This is a genomic window from Polynucleobacter meluiroseus, assembly GCF_900205755.1.
GTDB lineage: Bacteria > Pseudomonadota > Gammaproteobacteria > Burkholderiales > Burkholderiaceae > Polynucleobacter > Polynucleobacter meluiroseus.
The window spans coordinates 460,131-477,476 of the sequence record NZ_OANS01000001.1; the positions used below are offsets into that span (position 1 = coordinate 460,131).

General features: G+C 48.0%; 22 protein-coding genes. 9 read left to right on the forward strand and 13 right to left on the reverse strand.

The genetic code is table 11. The features are described from left to right. Window positions 1–4: 4 nt before the first annotated feature. Both CP950_RS02390 and CP950_RS02395 read right to left on the reverse strand, forming a co-directional pair. Complete coding sequence (locus CP950_RS02390; RefSeq protein WP_096672240.1) at window positions 5–451, reverse strand: hypothetical protein; 447 nt, start codon at window positions 449–451, stop codon at window positions 5–7. Further along, window positions 451–978 carry an META domain-containing protein gene (locus tag CP950_RS02395; protein ID WP_096672419.1) on the reverse strand — a complete coding sequence of 176 codons (528 nt, stop codon included), beginning with the start codon at window positions 976–978 and terminating at the stop codon, window positions 451–453. Before CP950_RS02395 ends, CP950_RS02390 begins: the two co-directional genes overlap by 1 nt. A 250-nt stretch (window positions 979–1,228) precedes the next feature. Here CP950_RS02395 and rpsP point away from each other — a divergent pair, with 250 nt between their 5' ends. The 6 genes from rpsP (at window position 1,229) to CP950_RS02425 (ending at window position 5,205) form a co-directional block, all read left to right on the forward strand. Further along, window positions 1,229–1,474 (forward strand): 30S ribosomal protein S16, encoded by a 246-nt coding sequence (rpsP, locus tag CP950_RS02400; RefSeq protein WP_096672241.1) that lies wholly within the window; start codon window positions 1,229–1,231, stop codon window positions 1,472–1,474. An 89-nt stretch (window positions 1,475–1,563) separates the two neighbouring features. Beyond that, window positions 1,564–2,133 (forward strand): ribosome maturation factor RimM, encoded by a 570-nt coding sequence (gene rimM, locus CP950_RS02405; protein ID WP_096672242.1) that lies wholly within the window; start codon window positions 1,564–1,566, stop codon window positions 2,131–2,133. Between the two features lie 44 nt (window positions 2,134–2,177). Next, window positions 2,178–2,924, forward strand: a complete 747-nt coding sequence (gene trmD / locus CP950_RS02410; protein WP_096672420.1) for a tRNA (guanosine(37)-N1)-methyltransferase TrmD — start codon at window positions 2,178–2,180, stop codon at window positions 2,922–2,924. A gap of 126 nt (window positions 2,925–3,050) precedes the next feature. Next, on the forward strand, window positions 3,051–3,449 hold the full coding sequence (gene rplS / locus CP950_RS02415) for a 50S ribosomal protein L19 (RefSeq protein WP_096672243.1): 399 nt from the start codon (window positions 3,051–3,053) through the stop codon (window positions 3,447–3,449). Between the two features lie 62 nt (window positions 3,450–3,511). Continuing rightward, window positions 3,512–4,249, forward strand: a complete 738-nt coding sequence (locus tag CP950_RS02420) for a CoA pyrophosphatase (protein ID WP_096672244.1) — start codon at window positions 3,512–3,514, stop codon at window positions 4,247–4,249. Continuing rightward, window positions 4,246–5,205, forward strand: coding sequence for a CobD/CbiB family protein (locus CP950_RS02425; RefSeq protein WP_096672245.1), 960 nt, complete (start codon window positions 4,246–4,248; stop codon window positions 5,203–5,205). Before CP950_RS02420 ends, CP950_RS02425 begins: the two co-directional genes overlap by 4 nt. Here CP950_RS02425 and rsgA read toward each other — a convergent pair. Both rsgA and CP950_RS02435 read right to left on the reverse strand, forming a co-directional pair. Continuing rightward, window positions 5,150–6,163: a ribosome small subunit-dependent GTPase A gene (rsgA, locus tag CP950_RS02430; protein WP_096672246.1), complete on the reverse strand. Its 1,014-nt coding sequence runs from the start codon at window positions 6,161–6,163 to the stop codon at window positions 5,150–5,152. The two genes, CP950_RS02425 and rsgA, sit on opposite strands and share 56 nt — an antisense overlap. 6 nt (window positions 6,164–6,169) lie before the next feature. Then, complete coding sequence (locus CP950_RS02435) at window positions 6,170–7,420, reverse strand: M48 family metallopeptidase (RefSeq protein ID WP_096672247.1); 1,251 nt, start codon at window positions 7,418–7,420, stop codon at window positions 6,170–6,172. Window positions 7,421–7,435: 15 nt separating this feature from the next. Between CP950_RS02435 and orn the strand changes: the two genes are divergently transcribed. Further along, on the forward strand, window positions 7,436–8,035 hold the full coding sequence (gene orn / locus CP950_RS02440) for an oligoribonuclease (RefSeq protein ID WP_096672248.1): 600 nt from the start codon (window positions 7,436–7,438) through the stop codon (window positions 8,033–8,035). A gap of 5 nt (window positions 8,036–8,040) precedes the next feature. Here the strand turns inward: orn and mog are convergent, their stop codons facing one another. Then, a complete protein-coding gene (gene mog / locus CP950_RS02445) occupies window positions 8,041–8,664 on the reverse strand; it encodes a molybdopterin adenylyltransferase (protein ID WP_096672249.1) in 624 nt (207 codons plus the stop codon). A gap of 27 nt (window positions 8,665–8,691) precedes the next feature. On the opposite strand from mog, the gene pmbA reads away from it, so the two are divergent. Then, entirely contained in the window at window positions 8,692–10,038 is a 1,347-nt protein-coding gene (pmbA, locus tag CP950_RS02450; protein WP_096672421.1) for a metalloprotease PmbA, read from the forward strand. 24 nt (window positions 10,039–10,062) lie between these two features. Here pmbA and CP950_RS02455 read toward each other — a convergent pair whose 3' ends face one another. From CP950_RS02455 to fdxA, 4 genes are read right to left on the reverse strand one after another with little or no spacing between them, the layout of a single operon-like run. Next, window positions 10,063–10,551 (reverse strand): dihydrofolate reductase, encoded by a 489-nt coding sequence (locus CP950_RS02455; protein WP_096672250.1) that lies wholly within the window; start codon window positions 10,549–10,551, stop codon window positions 10,063–10,065. Window positions 10,552–10,561: 10 nt separating this feature from the next. Further along, window positions 10,562–11,356 (reverse strand): thymidylate synthase, encoded by a 795-nt coding sequence (locus tag CP950_RS02460; protein ID WP_096672251.1) that lies wholly within the window; start codon window positions 11,354–11,356, stop codon window positions 10,562–10,564. Between the two features lie 48 nt (window positions 11,357–11,404). Continuing rightward, window positions 11,405–12,451, reverse strand: coding sequence for an NAD(P)/FAD-dependent oxidoreductase (locus tag CP950_RS02465; protein WP_096672252.1), 1,047 nt, complete (start codon window positions 12,449–12,451; stop codon window positions 11,405–11,407). A gap of 32 nt (window positions 12,452–12,483) precedes the next feature. After that, window positions 12,484–12,807, reverse strand: a complete 324-nt coding sequence (gene fdxA, locus CP950_RS02470) for a ferredoxin FdxA (protein ID WP_096672253.1) — start codon at window positions 12,805–12,807, stop codon at window positions 12,484–12,486. Window positions 12,808–12,933: 126 nt separating this feature from the next. On the opposite strand from fdxA, the gene CP950_RS02475 reads away from it, so the two are divergent. Continuing rightward, window positions 12,934–13,935, forward strand: coding sequence for a 2-hydroxyacid dehydrogenase (locus CP950_RS02475; protein ID WP_096672254.1), 1,002 nt, complete (start codon window positions 12,934–12,936; stop codon window positions 13,933–13,935). Between the two features lie 28 nt (window positions 13,936–13,963). On the opposite strand, the gene CP950_RS02480 is transcribed toward CP950_RS02475, so the two are convergent. The 4 genes from CP950_RS02480 to moaA are packed head-to-tail and all read right to left on the reverse strand — an operon-like array spanning window position 13,964 to window position 17,321. After that, window positions 13,964–14,257, reverse strand: coding sequence for a hypothetical protein (locus CP950_RS02480; protein WP_096672255.1), 294 nt, complete (start codon window positions 14,255–14,257; stop codon window positions 13,964–13,966). A gap of 12 nt (window positions 14,258–14,269) precedes the next feature. After that, window positions 14,270–15,607 (reverse strand): molybdopterin molybdotransferase MoeA, encoded by a 1,338-nt coding sequence (gene moeA / locus CP950_RS02485; RefSeq protein WP_096672256.1) that lies wholly within the window; start codon window positions 15,605–15,607, stop codon window positions 14,270–14,272. Continuing rightward, on the reverse strand, window positions 15,604–16,209 hold the full coding sequence (mobA, locus tag CP950_RS02490) for a molybdenum cofactor guanylyltransferase MobA (protein ID WP_096672257.1): 606 nt from the start codon (window positions 16,207–16,209) through the stop codon (window positions 15,604–15,606). The genes moeA and mobA overlap by 4 nt, the downstream gene beginning before the upstream one ends. After that, complete coding sequence (gene moaA / locus CP950_RS02495) at window positions 16,209–17,321, reverse strand: GTP 3',8-cyclase MoaA (protein WP_419185569.1); 1,113 nt, start codon at window positions 17,319–17,321, stop codon at window positions 16,209–16,211. Before moaA ends, mobA begins: the two co-directional genes overlap by 1 nt. Window positions 17,322–17,346: the final 25 nt, after the last annotated feature.

The following is a 17,346-nucleotide window of genomic DNA, read 5'->3' on the forward strand; positions in this document are numbered from 1 at the left end:
CACTTTATTGAGACAACTTTTTTGCTTCTTGTAATTGAGAGATAAAAAATTGCTCAAACGAAATTGCAAGAAAGGTCATCATTACCCCAGCACCCAGCATTAGGGAAAAAATGACGGTGAGGATGACGGGCCAACCTGATTGCGTTGCATTTAGAGGATCTAGTCCGGGATTAAATTGCTGATCCCATTTTTCGTCTGGCCGCAAACCAAGGGCGATAGTAGTAAGCCAGCTCGCTTCAATAGCGATAAAGCCAAAGGTGATGAGAACCCAACCTGGCGCAGAATGAAAGTGCGCTTCTTTGAGTAGTAACCAGCCAGCGATTCCGCCGATCAAGGCAAATAACTGGGCCCATCCCCAAAAGAAACGAATCCCTTTTAAGTAGAAGCAGTTGAGGCCGGTTCCTGGCAAAAATAAGCCCAAGGCGCAAAAGAGTAGTTTGTATTTTTTCATTATTTAGCTGAATTAGGGCGCTGCATAAAGCTGAGTACTTCGCGATCGGTGCCAATCATGAGTAGTTGATCTCCATTGCGTACGATGCTGCGATAGTCATTGAGTTCGTAGAGGAAGTCATTTTCTAATTGCATCCGTTGTGGACTGCAGGCCATTTTGCTACTGGCAATGCGAGTTAAAGTAAAGCCGCGGGCATCCTCACTGAGTTCCGCAGTGAACCGATTGCAGCCTGTTGAGCCGCTGAGTCGGGTGCCGTTGCTATCAAACTGAAGGTAAATCGGGTTGCTTGCCTCACCCTGAGGAATTTGGCGAGCGCTGACTTCGCCTAATCCATTGGGCGGCAGATTCCAGCGCACTAGTTCCCATTTGGTATTTCTGAATTCGCTACTTGGGGGGCTTGTTTTTGCTCCGCAAGGTGGAATCACGTTCGCGCAGGCGGTTAAAAACGCCAATCCTAGGCAGGAAATACCAAGAAATAGCCTATTTAAAGACCTTTTTTTGGGTCCAGCAGGCGTATTTTTGGGCATAAAAATTTTGCAAGTCATTGTTTTTATTGGTTATATTGAATATTGCTTGTTTCTATTCTACTCACTCCCTAAGCAACATCAGCATTAATTAAGGTGGATGAATTAGCAGTTTTCGTCTAGAATATGAGGTTTTCCGCAATACTAATCATTCAAAAGATCGATTTGCCTAGTGTTGCAGGCTCAAAAATTGGGTAATCATTTCAGTGGGTTGTTTACAGCCTGTTTTCATTTTAGATTTTAAGGAATAAGTATGGTCGTCATTCGACTGGCACGCGGCGGTTCAAAGAAGCGCCCTTTTTACAGCATTGTGGCTACTGACAAGCGCAATCGTCGCGACTCGAACTTTATCGAGCGTATTGGTTATTTCAATCCACAAGCAGCTGAGTCCGAGCAAGCAATGCGCATTGCTCAAGACCGTTTGACTTACTGGACTGGCGTTGGTGCGCAAATTTCACCAACAGTATCTCGTTTGATCAAAAACAATCCTGCTGTTTAAGGACTTCATTACCAAAGACTTTTTCGATGACAAAGTCTTTGGTGATTGAAATAACAAGCAGTGCTATTTCAGGGTAAGAGCTTGGTCTCATGACAAATCCACCTACCTTGGATCAATTGATAGAGCTTGGCGTTGTGCAAGATGCCCAAGGCTTGCAGGGGCAAATTAAGGTTCGACCACATGCGTCTGATCCAGTTGCCCTCTTGAGCTGCAAAGAAATTTGGCTTTCCCTTATTCCACGCCGCAGTGCTGGTGTTGATCCCTCTCTCGAGCCAGCCTCTTTGCGCCTATACCGCGTAAAGCAATCTAAGTTCCACAGCGGTACGGTTCTGATCGCTTTAGATGGCATTGCGGATCGAGATCAGGCTGAGGCCTTAAAGGGAGCGCGTCTGTTGGTGGGGCGCGAACTGTTTCCTAAGGTGGAGAGTGATAGTTATTACTGGGTCGATCTCATCGGCTGCCAGGTCAATAATCTCCAAGGTGAGAGTCTAGGCGATGTCATTGAGATGACGGATAACGGCGCCCATGGGGTGATTGCTATTGGAGATGCAGAATCTCAAGCAGTGAAATACCTAGTGCCATTTGTGAAAGAAATCGTGCATCAGGTAGATTTGCCGAACAAGTTAATCACACTAGATTGGCAGGCAGATTGGCTGTAGGTCAAACTGCTTTCAATCAACAACTAATTAATAAAATATTGACCATGCGTTTTGACGTTGTGAGCCTCTTTCCAGAAATGTTCTCAGCTCTAACGCAATGGGGCATTACTGGCCGAGCCTGCGAACAGGGTTTAGCCAGCGTCAACTTATGGAATCCGCGGGATTTTTGTACGGACCCACGCAAAACAGTCGATGATCGGGCTTATGGCGGCGGACCAGGGATGGTCATGATGGCCAAGCCCTTAGAGGGCACTCTTGCAGCCATCAAAGCAGCGCATCAGTCTCAAAGTGTTGTTTCTGGGCCTATTTGCCTATTGGCGCCACAAGGGGAGGTATTTTCGCAAAAGTTAGCCGCCGATATTCTGACGCGGGGTAATTTCACTTTTATTTGTGGTCGCTATGAAGCGGTAGATCAACGCTTTGTTGAGCGCAATGTGGATTTACAGCTTTCAATAGGCGATTTTGTGGTTTCTGGCGGGGAATTGCCTGCCATGAGCATGATGGATGCAGTCATTCGCCTTATTCCTGGAGCTTTGGGTGACGGCGAATCTGCTGTGCAAGATAGCTTTGTAAATGGTCTTTTGGATCATCCCCACTACACGCGCCCGGAAATATACGAAAATTTATCCGTGCCAGACGTGCTTTTAGGCGGACATCACGCTAAAATAGCGGACTGGCGTCGGCAAAAGTCTTTAGAGCTGACGTTGAAGCTTAGGCCCGATTTGATTCAAGTGGCCCGAGCAAATGGGTTGCTAACCCGGGAAGATGAGCAATTTCTTCGTACGCTGTGAGTAATTTCAGTTTCGAATAAAGCGTTTTATTTTTGGTTTAGTGAAATGGTATTAACTACATCCTCTGTCTGGTCCGCTGATGAAAGTCTCGGGATTAAACGCTGACAAGATGTTTAAGGATTGATTATGAATTTGATAGAAAAAATTGAGCAAGAAGAAATTGCTCGTCTTACAGCCAACAAAACGCTGCCAAGCTTTTCTCCTGGCGACACTGTTGTTGTCGGTGTAAACGTCGTTGAAGGTACACGTAAGCGTACTCAAGCGTTTGAAGGCGTTGTGATTGCCAAGCGCAATCGCGGTCTCAATTCCAGCTTCATCGTGCGCAAGATTTCCTCTGGCGAAGGCGTTGAACGGACATTCCAAACTTATTCACCCTTGATCGCTGGTATCGAAGTGAAGCGTCGTGGTGATGTGCGTCGTGCCAAGTTGTATTACTTGCGCGATCGTTCAGGTAAATCTGCTCGTATTAAAGAGAAGTTGCCTGCACGTAAGGTAAAGACTGTAGATGCTCCAGCTGCTGAGTAATTACGGCACCATAAAAAAGAAGGCGGCTTAGGTCGCCTTTTTTATTGTCCTAAAATAGCTTCATGACTAAAACCGCGCAGCCAGAGCAACATCCAATCAATATTGGCGTGCCATTGCATTTTGATGCTGCGGGTGTTCCCATTGATCGCGTTTGTGCCGATCAACCTCAGGTAGCCGCAGCTTTATTAAGTGAGGCCGGCATCCAACATCGCTTTCAAAATCCACCCGTTTGGCAGCCAGAAATTACGGATGAGAATCGCCATGTGATTGCGGCCGATATTATTTCTCAGCGCAAGGCGGCAGGCAAAGTTACTACGGCTGCAGTGCTAATTCCTTTGTTACTAAAGCCAGAGGGCTTAAGCGTGCTATTGACGCAAAGAACGGATCACTTGCACGATCATGCCGGTCAAATTAGTTTTCCAGGTGGCCGCATAGACCCAGAGGACAGCGGGCCAGATGATGCCGCTTTGCGAGAATCCGAGGAAGAGATCGGCTTGCAGCGGGAGAATGTCCGCATCGTTGGCCATCTCCCCCAATATTTAACAGTCTCGGGCTACAGCGTCACGCCAGTAGTGGGTTTTGTGCAACCTCAGTCAGAATATCCTCTAGATGCGTTCGAGGTAGCAGATATCTTTGAGGTTCCCTTGGGATTTTTGATGGATCCAGCCAACCATCAGGTGCGGGTGTGGCAGAGCGCCCAAGGCAGTCGCCGATTTTATTCCATGCCTTATGAGAATCGTTTTATCTGGGGAGCAACTGCAGGAATGTTACGAAACCTATATCATTTATTAAAAGTATGACTTTCTTTTCTATCCTCTTCGCCCTCATAGCCGAGCAGTATCGTCCGGTAACGGCTAGTCATTGGATTCGGCGTATCAGCATCCGTTGGCTAGATTGGGTTGCTGGTGAATTTGGTGGTAAGACTGAGGCAGGTGCCAGCCCAATTGGCGCTAGGCTGGCCTGTTTGGTAGCGCTCATTCTGCCGACCTTTTTTGTCTTTGGTGTTTATGTCACTTGCATGTTGACTTATCCCATCTTGGCATTTCTGTGGAATGTACTCATCGCCTATTTGTTCTTCGGCTTTCGGCAATTTAGCCACTCCTTTACTTTGGTACACGAAGCAATTAAGTGCCATGATTTGCCTGGCGCCCGTGTGGCGCTGATGGAGTGGTATGGCCCCGAATTGGATGCGACCAACTTGAGTGAAACCGATGTGATTTCTTTGGCGCTTGAACGCGCCATCTTAGATTCTCATCACCATGTGTTCGGTGTTTTGTTTTGGTTTTTAATGCCGATGGGCCCAGCAGGAATGGTGTTGTATCGCTTGGCATTTACTGCGGCACAGCGTTGGTCTGAAAAAGGGGACTTTAATTTAAGTGAAGCCGCCCGTCATTTTTTCTATGTCTTAGATTGGATCCCTGCGCGCATCACCGCAATTGGCTTTGCCGTTGTAGGCAATTTTGAAGGTGCCGTTTATTCTTGGCGCCACCTGACCTCCAAGTGGTCGGATACTCTTTCTGCAGTAATCTTAGCCTCCGGTAGCGGCGCCTTGGGTGTCCGTCTTGGTGAGCCCCTGAGTGCGCCTGATAGCAATCAAGCATTGCTGATGGCGGAAGCAGGTGAGCCAGTGATTTATGAAGTGGGCTCAGAACCCAATGAGCGTGCGATGCGCTCCGCAGTGGGCTTAGTTTGGCGTTTGGTTATCGTTTGGATGGCTTTATTGTTAATGACGACCACCGCTCTTTGGCTTGGCTAATCCCCTGAATTTGCGTATCTGCAGTTTTTGAGTCTGAGCGTAACTGCCTAAAGAGTGCCAGCCTTTCCGGAGCAATTTCACCGCGGTCAACAGCTGCTCGAACGGCGCAATCCGGCTCAGTCTGATGTGCGCAATTATGAAAATGGCATTGGCCAAGCAGATCTTTGAATTCTCTAAAGGCATGCTCGAGCTCACTGACAGACATATGCGCTAAGCCAAATTCTTGAAACCCTGGAGAATCAATGAGGGCGCCCAGTTTGCCATTGGCGCCCCGACCCCAAGCCTCAGGTAATTCAAAATAGCGACAAGCGGTAGTGGTGTGTTTGCCCGTATCGAGGCGCACCGAGTATTCTTGTGTAAGGGCAGCGGCATTAGGTACCCAGGCATTGAGTAGGCTCGATTTACCCATGCCCGATTGACCAACAAACACCGAGACCTTGCCTTGAATGGCTGCTTGTAAAGCTTGAATCGATTCAGCGTCAAATTTGGCAGAGACCTCACTCACTGGGTAGCCCATGCGAGCATAGGGCGCGATGATTTTCCGAGCATGCTCGAGATTGTCTTTGAGGTCGCATTTGTTCAATAAGATATGCAAGCCAATTTGATTGGCTTCGGCTGCCACCACAGCTCTGCCCAAAAGATCGGGGGAGAACGCTGGTTGTGTAGCAAGCACTACTAATATTTGATCTACGTTTGAAGCGATCAACTTACTTTTAAATGCATCTGAGCGATAGAGCAGATTCTCTCGAGGCTCAATCCGAATAATGCGTGCCTGATTAAGAGACGTCATCTCAATGAGGAGTCGATCCCCAACTGCGCCAATATGTTGCTTTGCTGGGGTACTAACCTGAATTAACTCACCCGCTGGGGATTCATGACCGCGCTCATCCTTTACCAAGCGCTGCGCTAAATAGTGCCTTCCATAAGAAGCAGTCAATAGCGCATGTAGTTGTTCCATCGCCAATTAAGTTAAGCGTTTCAGGTTCGCAATACGTAGTGGGGCAGGGGGGTGCGAACTATAAAAAGCCGTATAGATTGGATCGGGAGTTAAGGTCGACGCATTATCTTGATACAACTTTACTAGCGCGGAAATCAAATCATTCGCAGAAGATTTTTCAGCTGCAAAACCATCCGCTTCATATTCATGTTTACGTGAGCTTAGACTGGAAAGAGGCGTTAGGAAGAAGCTAAATACCGGTGCAACTAGCATAAATAGGGCTAATGCAAGACCGCCGTTGTACCCACTGGGATTGGGCATGACACCAAGGCCAGAGTAAAACCAGGGTTGCGCACTGACCCACCCCAGAATGGCAAACATGGCAAAGCTCATGGCAAATGAAACCAGTAGCCGTTTACGAATGTGATTGCATTTGTAGTGACCTAGCTCATGCGCCAAGACCGCTTCAACCTCACCTGGATTTAGTTTTTCAATTAAGGTATCAAAGAAGACGATCCGCTTGGCTTTACCCATACCAGCAAAAAAGGCGTTGCCATGAGCACTTCGCTTGCTGCCATCCATGACAAAGAGACCTTGGCTGGCGAAGTCACAGCGCGTTAAGAGGGCTTCTATTTGGGTTTTGAGGGCGCCCTCTTCAAGTGCTTGAAATTTATTGAAAATCGGCGCAATCACACTAGGAAAAATCCACTGCATCAGCAAACTAAAGACAGACAGCACGCCCCAAGCCCAAAGCCACCAGAAATCACCCGCTCGGGCCATGAGACTTAAAACGATCCACAGCAACGGAATGCCAATCACGGCCCCCAGTCCAGCGCCTTTAACCATGTCACTAAAAAACAGAGATTTAGTCATGCGATTAAAGCCAAAGCGCTCTTCGAGAGAAAATTGTTTGTACCAAGAGAAGGGTAGATCAATCACGCCAGAGATCAAAACAATCGAGATCAACAAGGCGATCTGTTGCACAATGCCAGGTCCCAATGATTCCAGAAGGAAGGTGTTGAGGATTTGCAAGCCCCCGAGGAGCGTAAACCCAATTAGAACGATGGCGCCCAAGCCACTCTCTAAAATACCAAGTTGGAGTTTGGCGACAGTGTAATCAGCGGCTTTTTGATGGTCAGCCAAAGTAATTTGACTGGCAAACTCGGCAGGCACGCTAACGCGATGCTTGGCGACGAAGCGGATTTGACGTTGGGCGAGCCAGTAGCGCAAGCCAAAGCTGGCAATGAAGGCAATGAGGAAGATGATTGTGAAAGTCATGAGATCATTATAGATATGAACGAAATAACGAATTCACTAAGCACGACACCCGCTGAAAAAACAGCTCCAGCAAGCGAGCGCCTCGTTTGGGTTGATATGGAAATGTCCGGTTTAGACCCTGAAAAAGAGCGCATTTTAGAAATTGCCATCATCGTGACCGATGCGCACCTCAATACGATTGCTACTGCCCCTGTTTGGGTGGTTCACCAAGACGATGTGGTGTTGGATGCAATGGACTCCTGGAACAAGGGTACCCACGGGCGTTCGGGTCTGATTGATAAGGTCAAAGCCTCCACTTTGGACGAGTCAACAGCCGAAGCAGAATGTATTGCTTTTCTCAAGCAATACATTAAGGCGGGTATCTCACCGATGTGTGGCAATACGATCGGTCAAGATCGGCGCTTCCTGGCGAAATACATGCCCAAGTTAGAGGCTTATTTTCATTATCGGAATATCGATGTTTCGACGCTTAAAGAACTTTGCAAACGCTGGCACCCTGAATTAGTCAAAGGCTTTACTAAAAACCAGGCGCATACCGCCTTAGCGGATATTGAAGAATCTATTGAAGAGCTGAAGTACTACCGCGACAAGTTTATTGTCCCGCTCCCGCAATAAGGGGATTATTTCTTTAAAGCGCTTTTTGGTCTAAAGGCCTTAATGACAGCTTCATTCGTTTCAATATACGGCCCACCAATCAGGTCGATGCAGTAGGGAACAGCGGCAAAGATTCCTGGGGTGATGACTTTGCCATCGTCATTCTTGAGGCCCTCTAAAGTTTCTTGGATGGCCTTGGGTTGTCCAGGCAGATTCATAATGAGGGCAGCGTGACCCTCAATCTCCCGTATTACTGCAGTTTGCCGAGAAAGAATGGCGGTGGGTACAAAACGTAAGCTAATTTGCCGCATTTGCTCGCCAAATCCGGGCATCTCCCGCGTTCCAGCGGCGATGGTGGCCTCAGGGGTGACATCGCGCCGCGAAGGGCCTGTACCGCCTGTGGTGAGGACTAAATCGCAGCCTAACTGATCCACCAGTTCAATAATGGTGCTGGTAATGATTTCCTGTTCATCGGCAATTAAGCGTTCATGAAAAACACTGGGTGTGAGTAGTGCGTTTTGGAGCCAAGATTGCAGCGCAGGAATGCCTTCATCCACATAGACCCCCTGACTTGCCCGATCAGAAATGGAGATTAGGCCAATTTTGATTTCATTGGGAGTGGAGCGATTCCAAGCGTCGATATGCTTCATGACGATATTCTAGCTATTATTGAGGGCATGTTTACATATACACCCAATCAGTTTGAAGAAATTATTGAATTCATGCTCGCTGAAGCGCGCCTCAAAGGGGCTTCGGATGCCATTGCGGAGATCTCCGAGGGGCAGGGCCTCTCAGTAACCGTACGCAAGGGCGAAGTTGAGACGATCGAGCAGAGTCTGGACAAGCAAGTCGGCGTGACGGTCTTTCTTGGACACCATCGCGGCAATGCCAGCACGAGTGATTTTTCTAAAGACTCCTTACGAGCAACTGTAGAGGCCGCTTATCACATCGCCCAGCATACGGCAGAGGATTTATTTGCTGGCCCTGCTGAAAAAGAACTGCTTGAAAAGCATCCACTGGACTTGGATTTATTTCATCCCTGGGAGCTAGATTCCGCTACCGCAATTGATATCGCCCGCGCATCTGAAGGTGCGGCATTTGCAGTGAGTAAGCAAATTAAAAATAGCGATGGCGCCTCCGTATCAACTCACCACGCGCATTTCAAAATGGGAACCACGCAAGGCTTTATGGGGGGTTATCCCTTTTCTCGTCATTACATTTCTTGCGCACCCATTGCGAGTGAGCTGGGTAAAAAAGGGCTAATGCAAAGAGATGACTGGTACTCCAGCTCACGCAACCCCCAAGAATTAGCTGATCCAGCCGCCATTGGTCAATATGCTGCACAGCGTGCGCTGTCTCGCTTAAATGCACGTTCACTAACTACCCGCCGTTGCCCAGTGATTTTTGAAGCCCCCTTAGCTGCGGGCCTATTGGGTGGACTGGTGCAGGCTGTCTCGGGTGGCGCGCTGTACCGCCGCTCAAGCTTTTTATTGGACAGCTTGGGTAAACAGGTATTGCCAAAGCACATCAGCCTCTTTGAAAATCCCCATCTCAAATCCTTGACTGGTAGTGCTCCGTTCGATGAGGAGGGCGTGAAGACGTCTGCTCGTACGGTAGTGGATAAAGGCATTCTTGAGGGCTACTTCTTATCCACTTACTCAGCCAGAAAGCTGGGCATGAAAACCACAGGCAATGCTGGTGGTTCGCATCATCTGAATTTAAGCAGCACTAAGACGCCTCGAGGCGGCCTACCTGCGCTACTAAAAGCAATGGGTAAAGGTTTGCTAGTCACTGAACTAATGGGTCAGGGCGTAAATTACGTGACTGGTGATTACTCGCGCGGGGCTTTTGGTTATTGGGTTGAGAATGGCGAGATTCAGTATCCAGTCGAGGGAATAACGATCGCCGGAAATCTCAAGGAGATGCTGTTAGATATTCAGATGATCGGTAGTGACTCACTCATTCGCGGCACTAAAGAAACTGGTTCGATCTTGATTGGATCGATGACCGTCGGCGGAAATTAATTCTTTAGATTAAGGAGCGCGAAATTATTTGCGCTCCAGCGTTACGAAACTAAAGTGAATCTCACCTTCTGAACTTGGGGTGCGCTCTACCTCTTGCCACTGCGCTGGGTTAGGAACTTCAAAGAAGGTATCGCCACCCTCTACATCCATCTCAATTTCAGTCAGGTAAAGGCGGTCTGCTTTAGCAAAAGCCTGAGTAAATATTTGCTCACCGCCGATGACAAAAACACGGGGGACTTCGCTCAAGCTATTGAGGGCAGCGTCTAATGAATCTACGACTTCAGCACCAGTGAGTTGCAGATCGGGATTGCGACTAATGACAATATTGCGCCGTCCAGGCAATGGCCGACCAATGGACTCCCAAGTCTTGCGACCCATAATTACAGGATGACCCATAGTCACTTTTTTGAAAAACTGCAGGTCAGCAGAGATCTTCCAAGGCATTTGGTTATCACGACCGATGACATGGTTGCGCGAACGGGCAACGATCATGGAAATAGCAGGCTGAGTCATATCGGTTTTCTTAAATAGCTACTGGAGCTTTAATGTGGGGATGAGATTGATAGCCTTCGATCTCAAAATCTTCAATTTCATAATCAAAGATTGAATCGGGCTTACGTAAGATACGCAACTTTGGCAGGGGAAAGAATTCCCTAGACAGTTGGAGATCCACTTGCTCTAAATGATTGCTATACAAATGGCAATCACCACCCGTCCAAACAAAGTCACCCACCTCAAGATTGCATTGCTGCGCCACCATGTGGGTGAGCAGGGCATAGCTAGCAATATTGAACGGAACGCCTAAAAAGATGTCTGCACTGCGTTGATAGAGCTGGCAGGACAATTTCCCCTCAGCCACATAAAACTGAAACAAGGCATGACAAGGGGCCAAAGCCATGCGCGGAATATCGGCTACGTTCCAAGCCGACACAATAATGCGGCGTGAGTCTGGATTGTTTTTAATGGTCGAGATGACCTCAGAAATTTGATCAATATGAGCGCCATTGGGAGCCGGCCAAGAACGCCACTGGTAACCATAAATTGGGCCTAGATCACCGTCGGGAGCAGCCCACTCATTCCAAATAGAAACGCCGCGCTCTTTTAACCAGTTATTGTCAGTGCTTCCCTTGAGAAACCACAGCAATTCCAAAATGATGGATTTGAGATGGAGCTTCTTGGTGGTTACCATCGGAAAGCCATCCGCTAAATTAAAGCGCATTTGGTGTCCGAATAAGGAGATGGTGCCCGTACCCGTTCTATCAGACTTTTTAACGCCCTTAGCGAGCACTTCCTTCATTAGGTCATGGTATTGATGCATGGTTCTTGGCTATTTAAAAATGTAAGGAAGGGTTGGAATAGATAGAGCTTACTCGAATGTTGCTGGGCTGACACCCAAGGCTTTATGTAGCTTAGGGGAGGTCGTGGTGTATTGCAGTTGAATTTGCTTTTCTGGATGCAGGTAAGCGGCTGCAGCAAAGGCGGCAAGCGCTGCCTCATGAAAGCCTGACAGAATGAGCTTTTTCTTGCCTGGATAGATATTGATGTCGCCGACAGCATAAATACCGGATTCACTAGTCTGAAAGCAAGCCGTATCTACAGTGATTTGTTTGCGATCAATATCCAAGCCCCATTCAGCGATGGGCCCCAATTTCGGGGAGAGACCATAAAAGAGTAAGAGGGCATCAGCGGTAATGGTTTGCACTTCACCATCGATGTTGGTGACGGCAATTTCAGTGAGTTGCTGGTCAACGGCATTAAAGCCGGTGATTTGCCCGATGATGAGTTGCATCTCGCCCGCTTCACACAGGGCACGCATTTTAGCGACGGACTGAGGTGCCGCTTTAAATTCATCGCGACGATGAATGAGTGTCACGCTTGCCGCCTTGCCCACAAAAAACAGCACCCAGTCCAAAGCGGAATCTCCTCCGCCACAGATCACAATGTGTTTGCTAGAAAACTGCTCGGGGTTTTTTACACGATAGAAAACCTGACTGTCTTCAAACGCCTCAAGTCCATCTAATTTCAAGGTGCGAGGCTGAAATGCACCTACACCTGCGGCAATAAAAACGGTTCTCGCAAGAAAGCGTTGCTCAGTAGAGGTGGTGATTAAAAAGCGATCATCTGCTTGTCTCTCCAGCGTAGAGACTTCTTGACCCAAATGAAATTGAGCATTAAAGGGCGCAATTTGTTTGAGAAGATTATTGGTCAACTCCCGCCCGGTACAAACGGGAATCGCTGGTATATCGTAGATGGGCTTATCAGGATAAAGCTCGATACATTGGCCACCAACCTCGGGCAGCGAGTCAATCACCTGAGCTTTAATGTCTAGCAGCCCCAATTCAAATACTTGGAAAAGTCCCACTGGCCCTGCGCCAATAATGACAGCATCGGTTTCAATGGGGGTCTGCAAAATTGATTCCTTAGCTCAATCTAATGACTGAGGGCTTACTTCTCAAGTTGATCCAGTTTGGCTGTGACGCTTTTCCACTCTTCGGCATCTGCCAAGGCAGCCTTTGATTTGGTGATGGAGGGCCAGCCAGCAGCTAAGTCCGCATTAAGCTTAATAAACTCTTGCTGATCGCCAGGAACATCATCTTCTGCATAAATTGCATTGACTGGACATTCGGGCACACAAACAGCGCAATCGATGCACTCATCGGGGTCAATCACTAAGAAATTGGGCCCCTCGCGGAAACAATCCACGGGACAGACATCAACACAATCAGTGTATTTGCAGCGGATACAAGCTTCAGTAACGACGTAAGTCATGGTTTTGGCATTCGGCTGATAGTTAAACGAAATTGTTTAATTAGCTAGCAAGTTATAAAAGCCCATTTTAGCCGAAGCCCATTTTTTCGGTAAAAGAGCGGGTTTAGTTGAGGTAAAGTGCGGTGTATGACCAAAGACAACCCCTCCCCAAAGCCCAAAATACTCGTTGCAAGAGCCATATTTCCTGAGGCCTTAGCCAAATTAGAAGAATCTTTCGAGGTTCGCTCAAATCAAGCCGATCATGTTTGGACGCCTGAAGAGTTAAAAAAAGAACTCGCTAGCGTGGCGGGGGCATTGGTAACGGGTAGTGAGCGCATTGATGCGGGCGCGCTCTCTCAAGCGGCTAAGCTAAAAATTGTGGCTAATATTTCTGTTGGCTATAACAATTTTGATATTCAAGCCATAACGGCAGCAGGGGTAATGGCAACAAATACACCCGAAGTGCTCACCGACACAACAGCAGATTTTGGGTTCGCCTTATTGATGGCAACCGCTAGAAGAGTTACTGAATCCGAACATTGGTTACGTGCTGGGAACTGGTTGAAGTGGTCAATTGCTTCCAACCCCTTGGGTGTGGATGTACATCACACCACCCTTGGTATTATTGGTATGGGCCGGATTGGCCAAGGCATTGCTAAGCGTGCCCTTGGTTTTGACATGAACGTGATTTATTACAATCGCAGTCGTCTATCCGAGACTCATGAAAAAGCCTGCCAAGCCACCTACGTCTCTAAAGAAGAATTGCTCCGTACTGCTGATCACGTTGTTTTGGTATTACCCTACACCGCACAAAACCATCACACGATTGGCGCTAAAGAAATCGCTTTAATGAAGCCTACTGCTACCCTGATTAATATTGCGCGGGGCGGGATTGTGGATGATGCTGCTTTAGCGCAAGCACTGAAAGAGAAAAGATTGTTTGCTGCTGGCTTGGATGTTTTTGAAGGGGAGCCTCAGGTTCACCCGGAGTTACTCAAGTTGAGCAATGTGGTCTTGGCCCCGCATATTGCGAGCTCTACAGAAAAAACCCGCAGAGCAATGGTTGACCTTGCCATTGATAACTTAAGTGCTGCACTCGCTGGCAAGAAACCGCCGAGCTTAATTAATGAGGAAGTGTTTAAGGGGTAATAAAAACGGGCTGAGTACTAGTTGCGACTCAGTCCGCTTCAATTTCTTCTGTAAGTTCGCGTAACGCCAGTTCAATGCCGCCGAATTTAGTAGCGACCCAGTTATAAACTTTGCAGGCAATCCATAAGAGCGCAAAGCCCAGTAAGGCATTAAGAACAAGCGCAGATAACACCGTAAAGCCTGGAATGGCGCCATCCCGAATGAAGGCCACAAAGAGAGCCAATAAGACGATGGGTACGGAGAAGCAAAGATAAACCAAAACGAGGGTTTTGGCGGTATGCATTGGGTCTAAGAAGACAATTTCTTTTTTGGTGAGTTTCATGATGGGCTTATCTTAAAGCAGTCCATCAAAAAGCGCCACATCTACCCAGTCTCCAGCGCTTACATTACCTTGCTCATGCCCAAGAATTACAAAGCAATTTGCTTCGCTCATGGACCTTAGAATTCCGGCGCCTTGACTACCTGTGAGCTTCACCATGGGCTTGCCGTCAGGCCCTCGGCTCATCGTGGCGCGCTGAAATTCTGTGCGCCCAGGCTTTTTGCGCATTGCTGATTCGGCAATCGCTTGGGTTAGGAGGGGTTCAGTTTGCTCGGCACCGTTCAGTTGCAATAAGGCAGAACGCACAAACTGATAAAAGGTCACCATGACCGCAACCGGGTTACCGGGCAGCCCAAAAAATAGTGTTTTATGTTCTTGCTGCGCACCCGGAATCGACTTAAGAGCGCCAAAAGCCATGGGACGTCCAGGGCGCATAGCGATTTTCCAAAAACCCACATCACCTAATTCTTGGAGGATTTGTTTGGTAAAGTCCGCTTCACCAACGGAAACACCCCCAGAAGAAATCAAGACATCGGCTTGTTTGGCAGCGGCGCAAAATGCTTCTTTCAGCGCGACAGGATCATCCCGTACGATGCCGCAATCCATGACTTCTAGATTGAGGCGATTCAGCATCCCCATCAGGCTGTAGCGATTGCTGTCATAGATGCTGCCAGCGTCTAAAGCTTGCCCAATTGAGCGGAGCTCATCACCAGAGGACAAAATGGCTACCTTCAATTTACGGCGCACTTGAAGAGTGGCAATGCCTAAGGATGCAGCTAAGCCTAAATCGGAGGGCCGTAAGAATCGGCCAGCGCTAATGGCAGGCTTACCCATTTGTAAATCCTCACCACGCAAGCGCCGATTATCGCCACGCTTAAGCAAATTTTGTTTTAGTTCGATTGTTGGCCTATTTGCAGAATGAGCCTGCAATAAAAACTCCTGTGGCACGACCGTATCGCAGCCCTTAGGCATCACAGCGCCAGTCATAATCTGGATGCATTCCCCGTAGCCGATTGGGCCATCAAAAGGCTTGCCAGCATAAGCAGTGCCAACCACGTTGAAAGAGATTGTCACATCATCCATTCCCAAAGCGTCACCAGAAAAAGCATAGCCGTCCATGGCTGAATTATCTGCACCTGGCACATCAATCGGTGACACTAAATCCACCGCCAAAATTCGGTTGAGCGCTTGATCTAAGGGAACCTCGTCAATAGCATCAGCATGTTTAAGTAAGTTGGATTCTGCGATGAGGTCTTCTACTAATTGTGCGATGGCTTTTCGAGCATCGATAACAGATAGCGATGAGGTAAGTAGCAACGGGTCGTTGGGGGACAATTTGGACGAGTCGGTCATGGTGCTAGCTTCTCCAATGCCAGCAGTTCTTCCGGCGTATTGACGTTTGCGAATGCCGCTTCATCATCAAATATCACTGTAGTACTGCGCAAGGCTTTAAACCAGTGGTCGATTTTCAAATCACCCGATTTTAAGAAAGCGTTTAACGATTCTCCAAGATCACTACGCATCAGGCAAAACACGGGTTGTGCCCATATCTTGCCATTAAGCGCTCGGGTTGATGCGTAGACTAAATCGCATTCCGTACGTTCTAATTCGGCGGCCATTCTAGATGCAAGATCAAGCGGTAGTAGTGGTGAGTCGCAAGGGCAAACTAAGAGGTAGGGTGTTTGGCAATGCTTTAGGCCAATGGCAAAGCCGGCTAAGGGCCCCGAAAAGTCAGGGGTTTCATCCATTAATACCGGGTAGCTGTAGCTAGCGTATTTAGTAATATTGCGATTGGCATTAATCAGCATCGCACCCACTTGCTCTTTGAGGCGAGCAATCGCAGATTCGATTAAAGGTTTTTCTAAAAAGAGAATTAAACCTTTATCGATGCCGCCCATACGCTGGGCGCGACCGCCAGCCAAAATTAATCCCGTGATTTGCTTAGCTGCAATCATCAGCCGCCAATATAAGACATTTCAACCTTGCGGCTAGAGCTTGATTCCAAAGTATTGGCGCCTCTAATTTCAGAGTAATGGTCATCTCGATTCGACCAAACGCCCATAATGGCATTCGTGATTTCTAAGTCTGTCTTACCCGAGCGCAATAGCGTTTTGAAATCAAAGCCGGTGTTTGCAAATAAACAGAGATAGAGTTGTCCATCAGTAGAAATTCGTGCTCGCGTGCATTCATGGCAGAAAGTTTGGGTCACGCTAGAGATCACGCCGACCTCGCCAGAACCATCGACATAGCGCCAACGTTGAGCGACTTCGCCAGGGTAAGAGGCCTCAATCGCCTCCAATGGAAAGACCGCATGAATTTTTGCCAGCACTTCTTTCGAGGGGAGAACTTCAGTCATATTCCAACCATTCGAGCTGCCAACGTCCATAAATTCTATAAAGCGCAGTGTTATTCCACTACCTTTAAAGTGCTTTGCCATGGCAACGATCTCTTGATCATTCGTTCCTTTTTTCACCACCATATTGACTTTGAGATTAGAGAAGCCAACTTCTTGCGCGGCGCTGATGCCATCCAATACATCGGTCACCGGAAAATCCACATCATTCATTTGCTTGAAGATGTCATCCTGCAAGCCATCAAGACTTACGGTAATTCGGTTTAAGCCAGCTGCTTTTAAAGCCGCCGCTTTCTTGCGCAAGATACTGCCATTGGTAGTGAGTGTAAGGTCGAGAGGCTTGCCTGCTGGCGTGCGAATATCGGCCAGCATCTGCACTAGTATTTCGAGATTCTTTCTTAGCAAGGGTTCTCCGCCCGTAAGGCGAATTTTCTCAACGCCAAGGGAGGTAAAAATGGTGGCTAAGCGCGTAATTTCCTCAAAGCTAAGGAGTTCATCATGCGCTAAATAGGCATGGTCTTTATCAAAGACTTCCTTGGGCATACAGTAGGTGCAGCGGAAGTTGCAACGATCAGTTACGGAAATCCGTAAATCACGCAGCGGGCGAGCCCGTTTATCTTTAATTGCCCCTTTGGCCGCTGAAAGCACGTCAGGGATGGACGGAGTCAACCCCATACCTTCATCAATGCGAATGGGGATGACTTTTTGCATCAGTGGATTATGGCTGTGAAACAGAGTT

What these genes read in the sequence shown, in the direction of transcription:
- CP950_RS02390 (WP_096672240.1), bottom strand. Translation starts at nt 451, where the DNA reads ATGAAAAAATACAAACTACTCTTTTGCGCCTTGGGCTTATTTTTGCCA.
- CP950_RS02395 (WP_096672419.1), bottom strand. Translation starts at nt 978, where the DNA reads ATGCCCAAAAATACGCCTGCTGGACCCAAAAAAAGGTCTTTAAATAGG.
- rpsP (WP_096672241.1), top strand. Translation starts at nt 1,229, where the DNA reads ATGGTCGTCATTCGACTGGCACGCGGCGGTTCAAAGAAGCGCCCTTTT.
- rimM (WP_096672242.1), top strand. Translation starts at nt 1,564, where the DNA reads ATGACAAATCCACCTACCTTGGATCAATTGATAGAGCTTGGCGTTGTG.
- trmD (WP_096672420.1), top strand. Translation starts at nt 2,178, where the DNA reads ATGCGTTTTGACGTTGTGAGCCTCTTTCCAGAAATGTTCTCAGCTCTA.
- rplS (WP_096672243.1), top strand. Translation starts at nt 3,051, where the DNA reads ATGAATTTGATAGAAAAAATTGAGCAAGAAGAAATTGCTCGTCTTACA.
- CP950_RS02420 (WP_096672244.1), top strand. Translation starts at nt 3,512, where the DNA reads ATGACTAAAACCGCGCAGCCAGAGCAACATCCAATCAATATTGGCGTG.
- CP950_RS02425 (WP_096672245.1), top strand. Translation starts at nt 4,246, where the DNA reads ATGACTTTCTTTTCTATCCTCTTCGCCCTCATAGCCGAGCAGTATCGT.
- rsgA (WP_096672246.1), bottom strand. Translation starts at nt 6,163, where the DNA reads ATGGAACAACTACATGCGCTATTGACTGCTTCTTATGGAAGGCACTAT.
- CP950_RS02435 (WP_096672247.1), bottom strand. Translation starts at nt 7,420, where the DNA reads ATGACTTTCACAATCATCTTCCTCATTGCCTTCATTGCCAGCTTTGGC.
- orn (WP_096672248.1), top strand. Translation starts at nt 7,436, where the DNA reads ATGAACGAAATAACGAATTCACTAAGCACGACACCCGCTGAAAAAACA.
- mog (WP_096672249.1), bottom strand. Translation starts at nt 8,664, where the DNA reads ATGAAGCATATCGACGCTTGGAATCGCTCCACTCCCAATGAAATCAAA.
- pmbA (WP_096672421.1), top strand. Translation starts at nt 8,692, where the DNA reads ATGTTTACATATACACCCAATCAGTTTGAAGAAATTATTGAATTCATG.
- CP950_RS02455 (WP_096672250.1), bottom strand. Translation starts at nt 10,551, where the DNA reads ATGACTCAGCCTGCTATTTCCATGATCGTTGCCCGTTCGCGCAACCAT.
- CP950_RS02460 (WP_096672251.1), bottom strand. Translation starts at nt 11,356, where the DNA reads ATGCATCAATACCATGACCTAATGAAGGAAGTGCTCGCTAAGGGCGTT.
- fdxA (WP_096672253.1), bottom strand. Translation starts at nt 12,807, where the DNA reads ATGACTTACGTCGTTACTGAAGCTTGTATCCGCTGCAAATACACTGAT.
- CP950_RS02475 (WP_096672254.1), top strand. Translation starts at nt 12,934, where the DNA reads ATGACCAAAGACAACCCCTCCCCAAAGCCCAAAATACTCGTTGCAAGA.
- CP950_RS02480 (WP_096672255.1), bottom strand. Translation starts at nt 14,257, where the DNA reads ATGAAACTCACCAAAAAAGAAATTGTCTTCTTAGACCCAATGCATACC.
- moeA (WP_096672256.1), bottom strand. Translation starts at nt 15,607, where the DNA reads ATGACCGACTCGTCCAAATTGTCCCCCAACGACCCGTTGCTACTTACC.
- mobA (WP_096672257.1), bottom strand. Translation starts at nt 16,209, where the DNA reads ATGATTGCAGCTAAGCAAATCACGGGATTAATTTTGGCTGGCGGTCGC.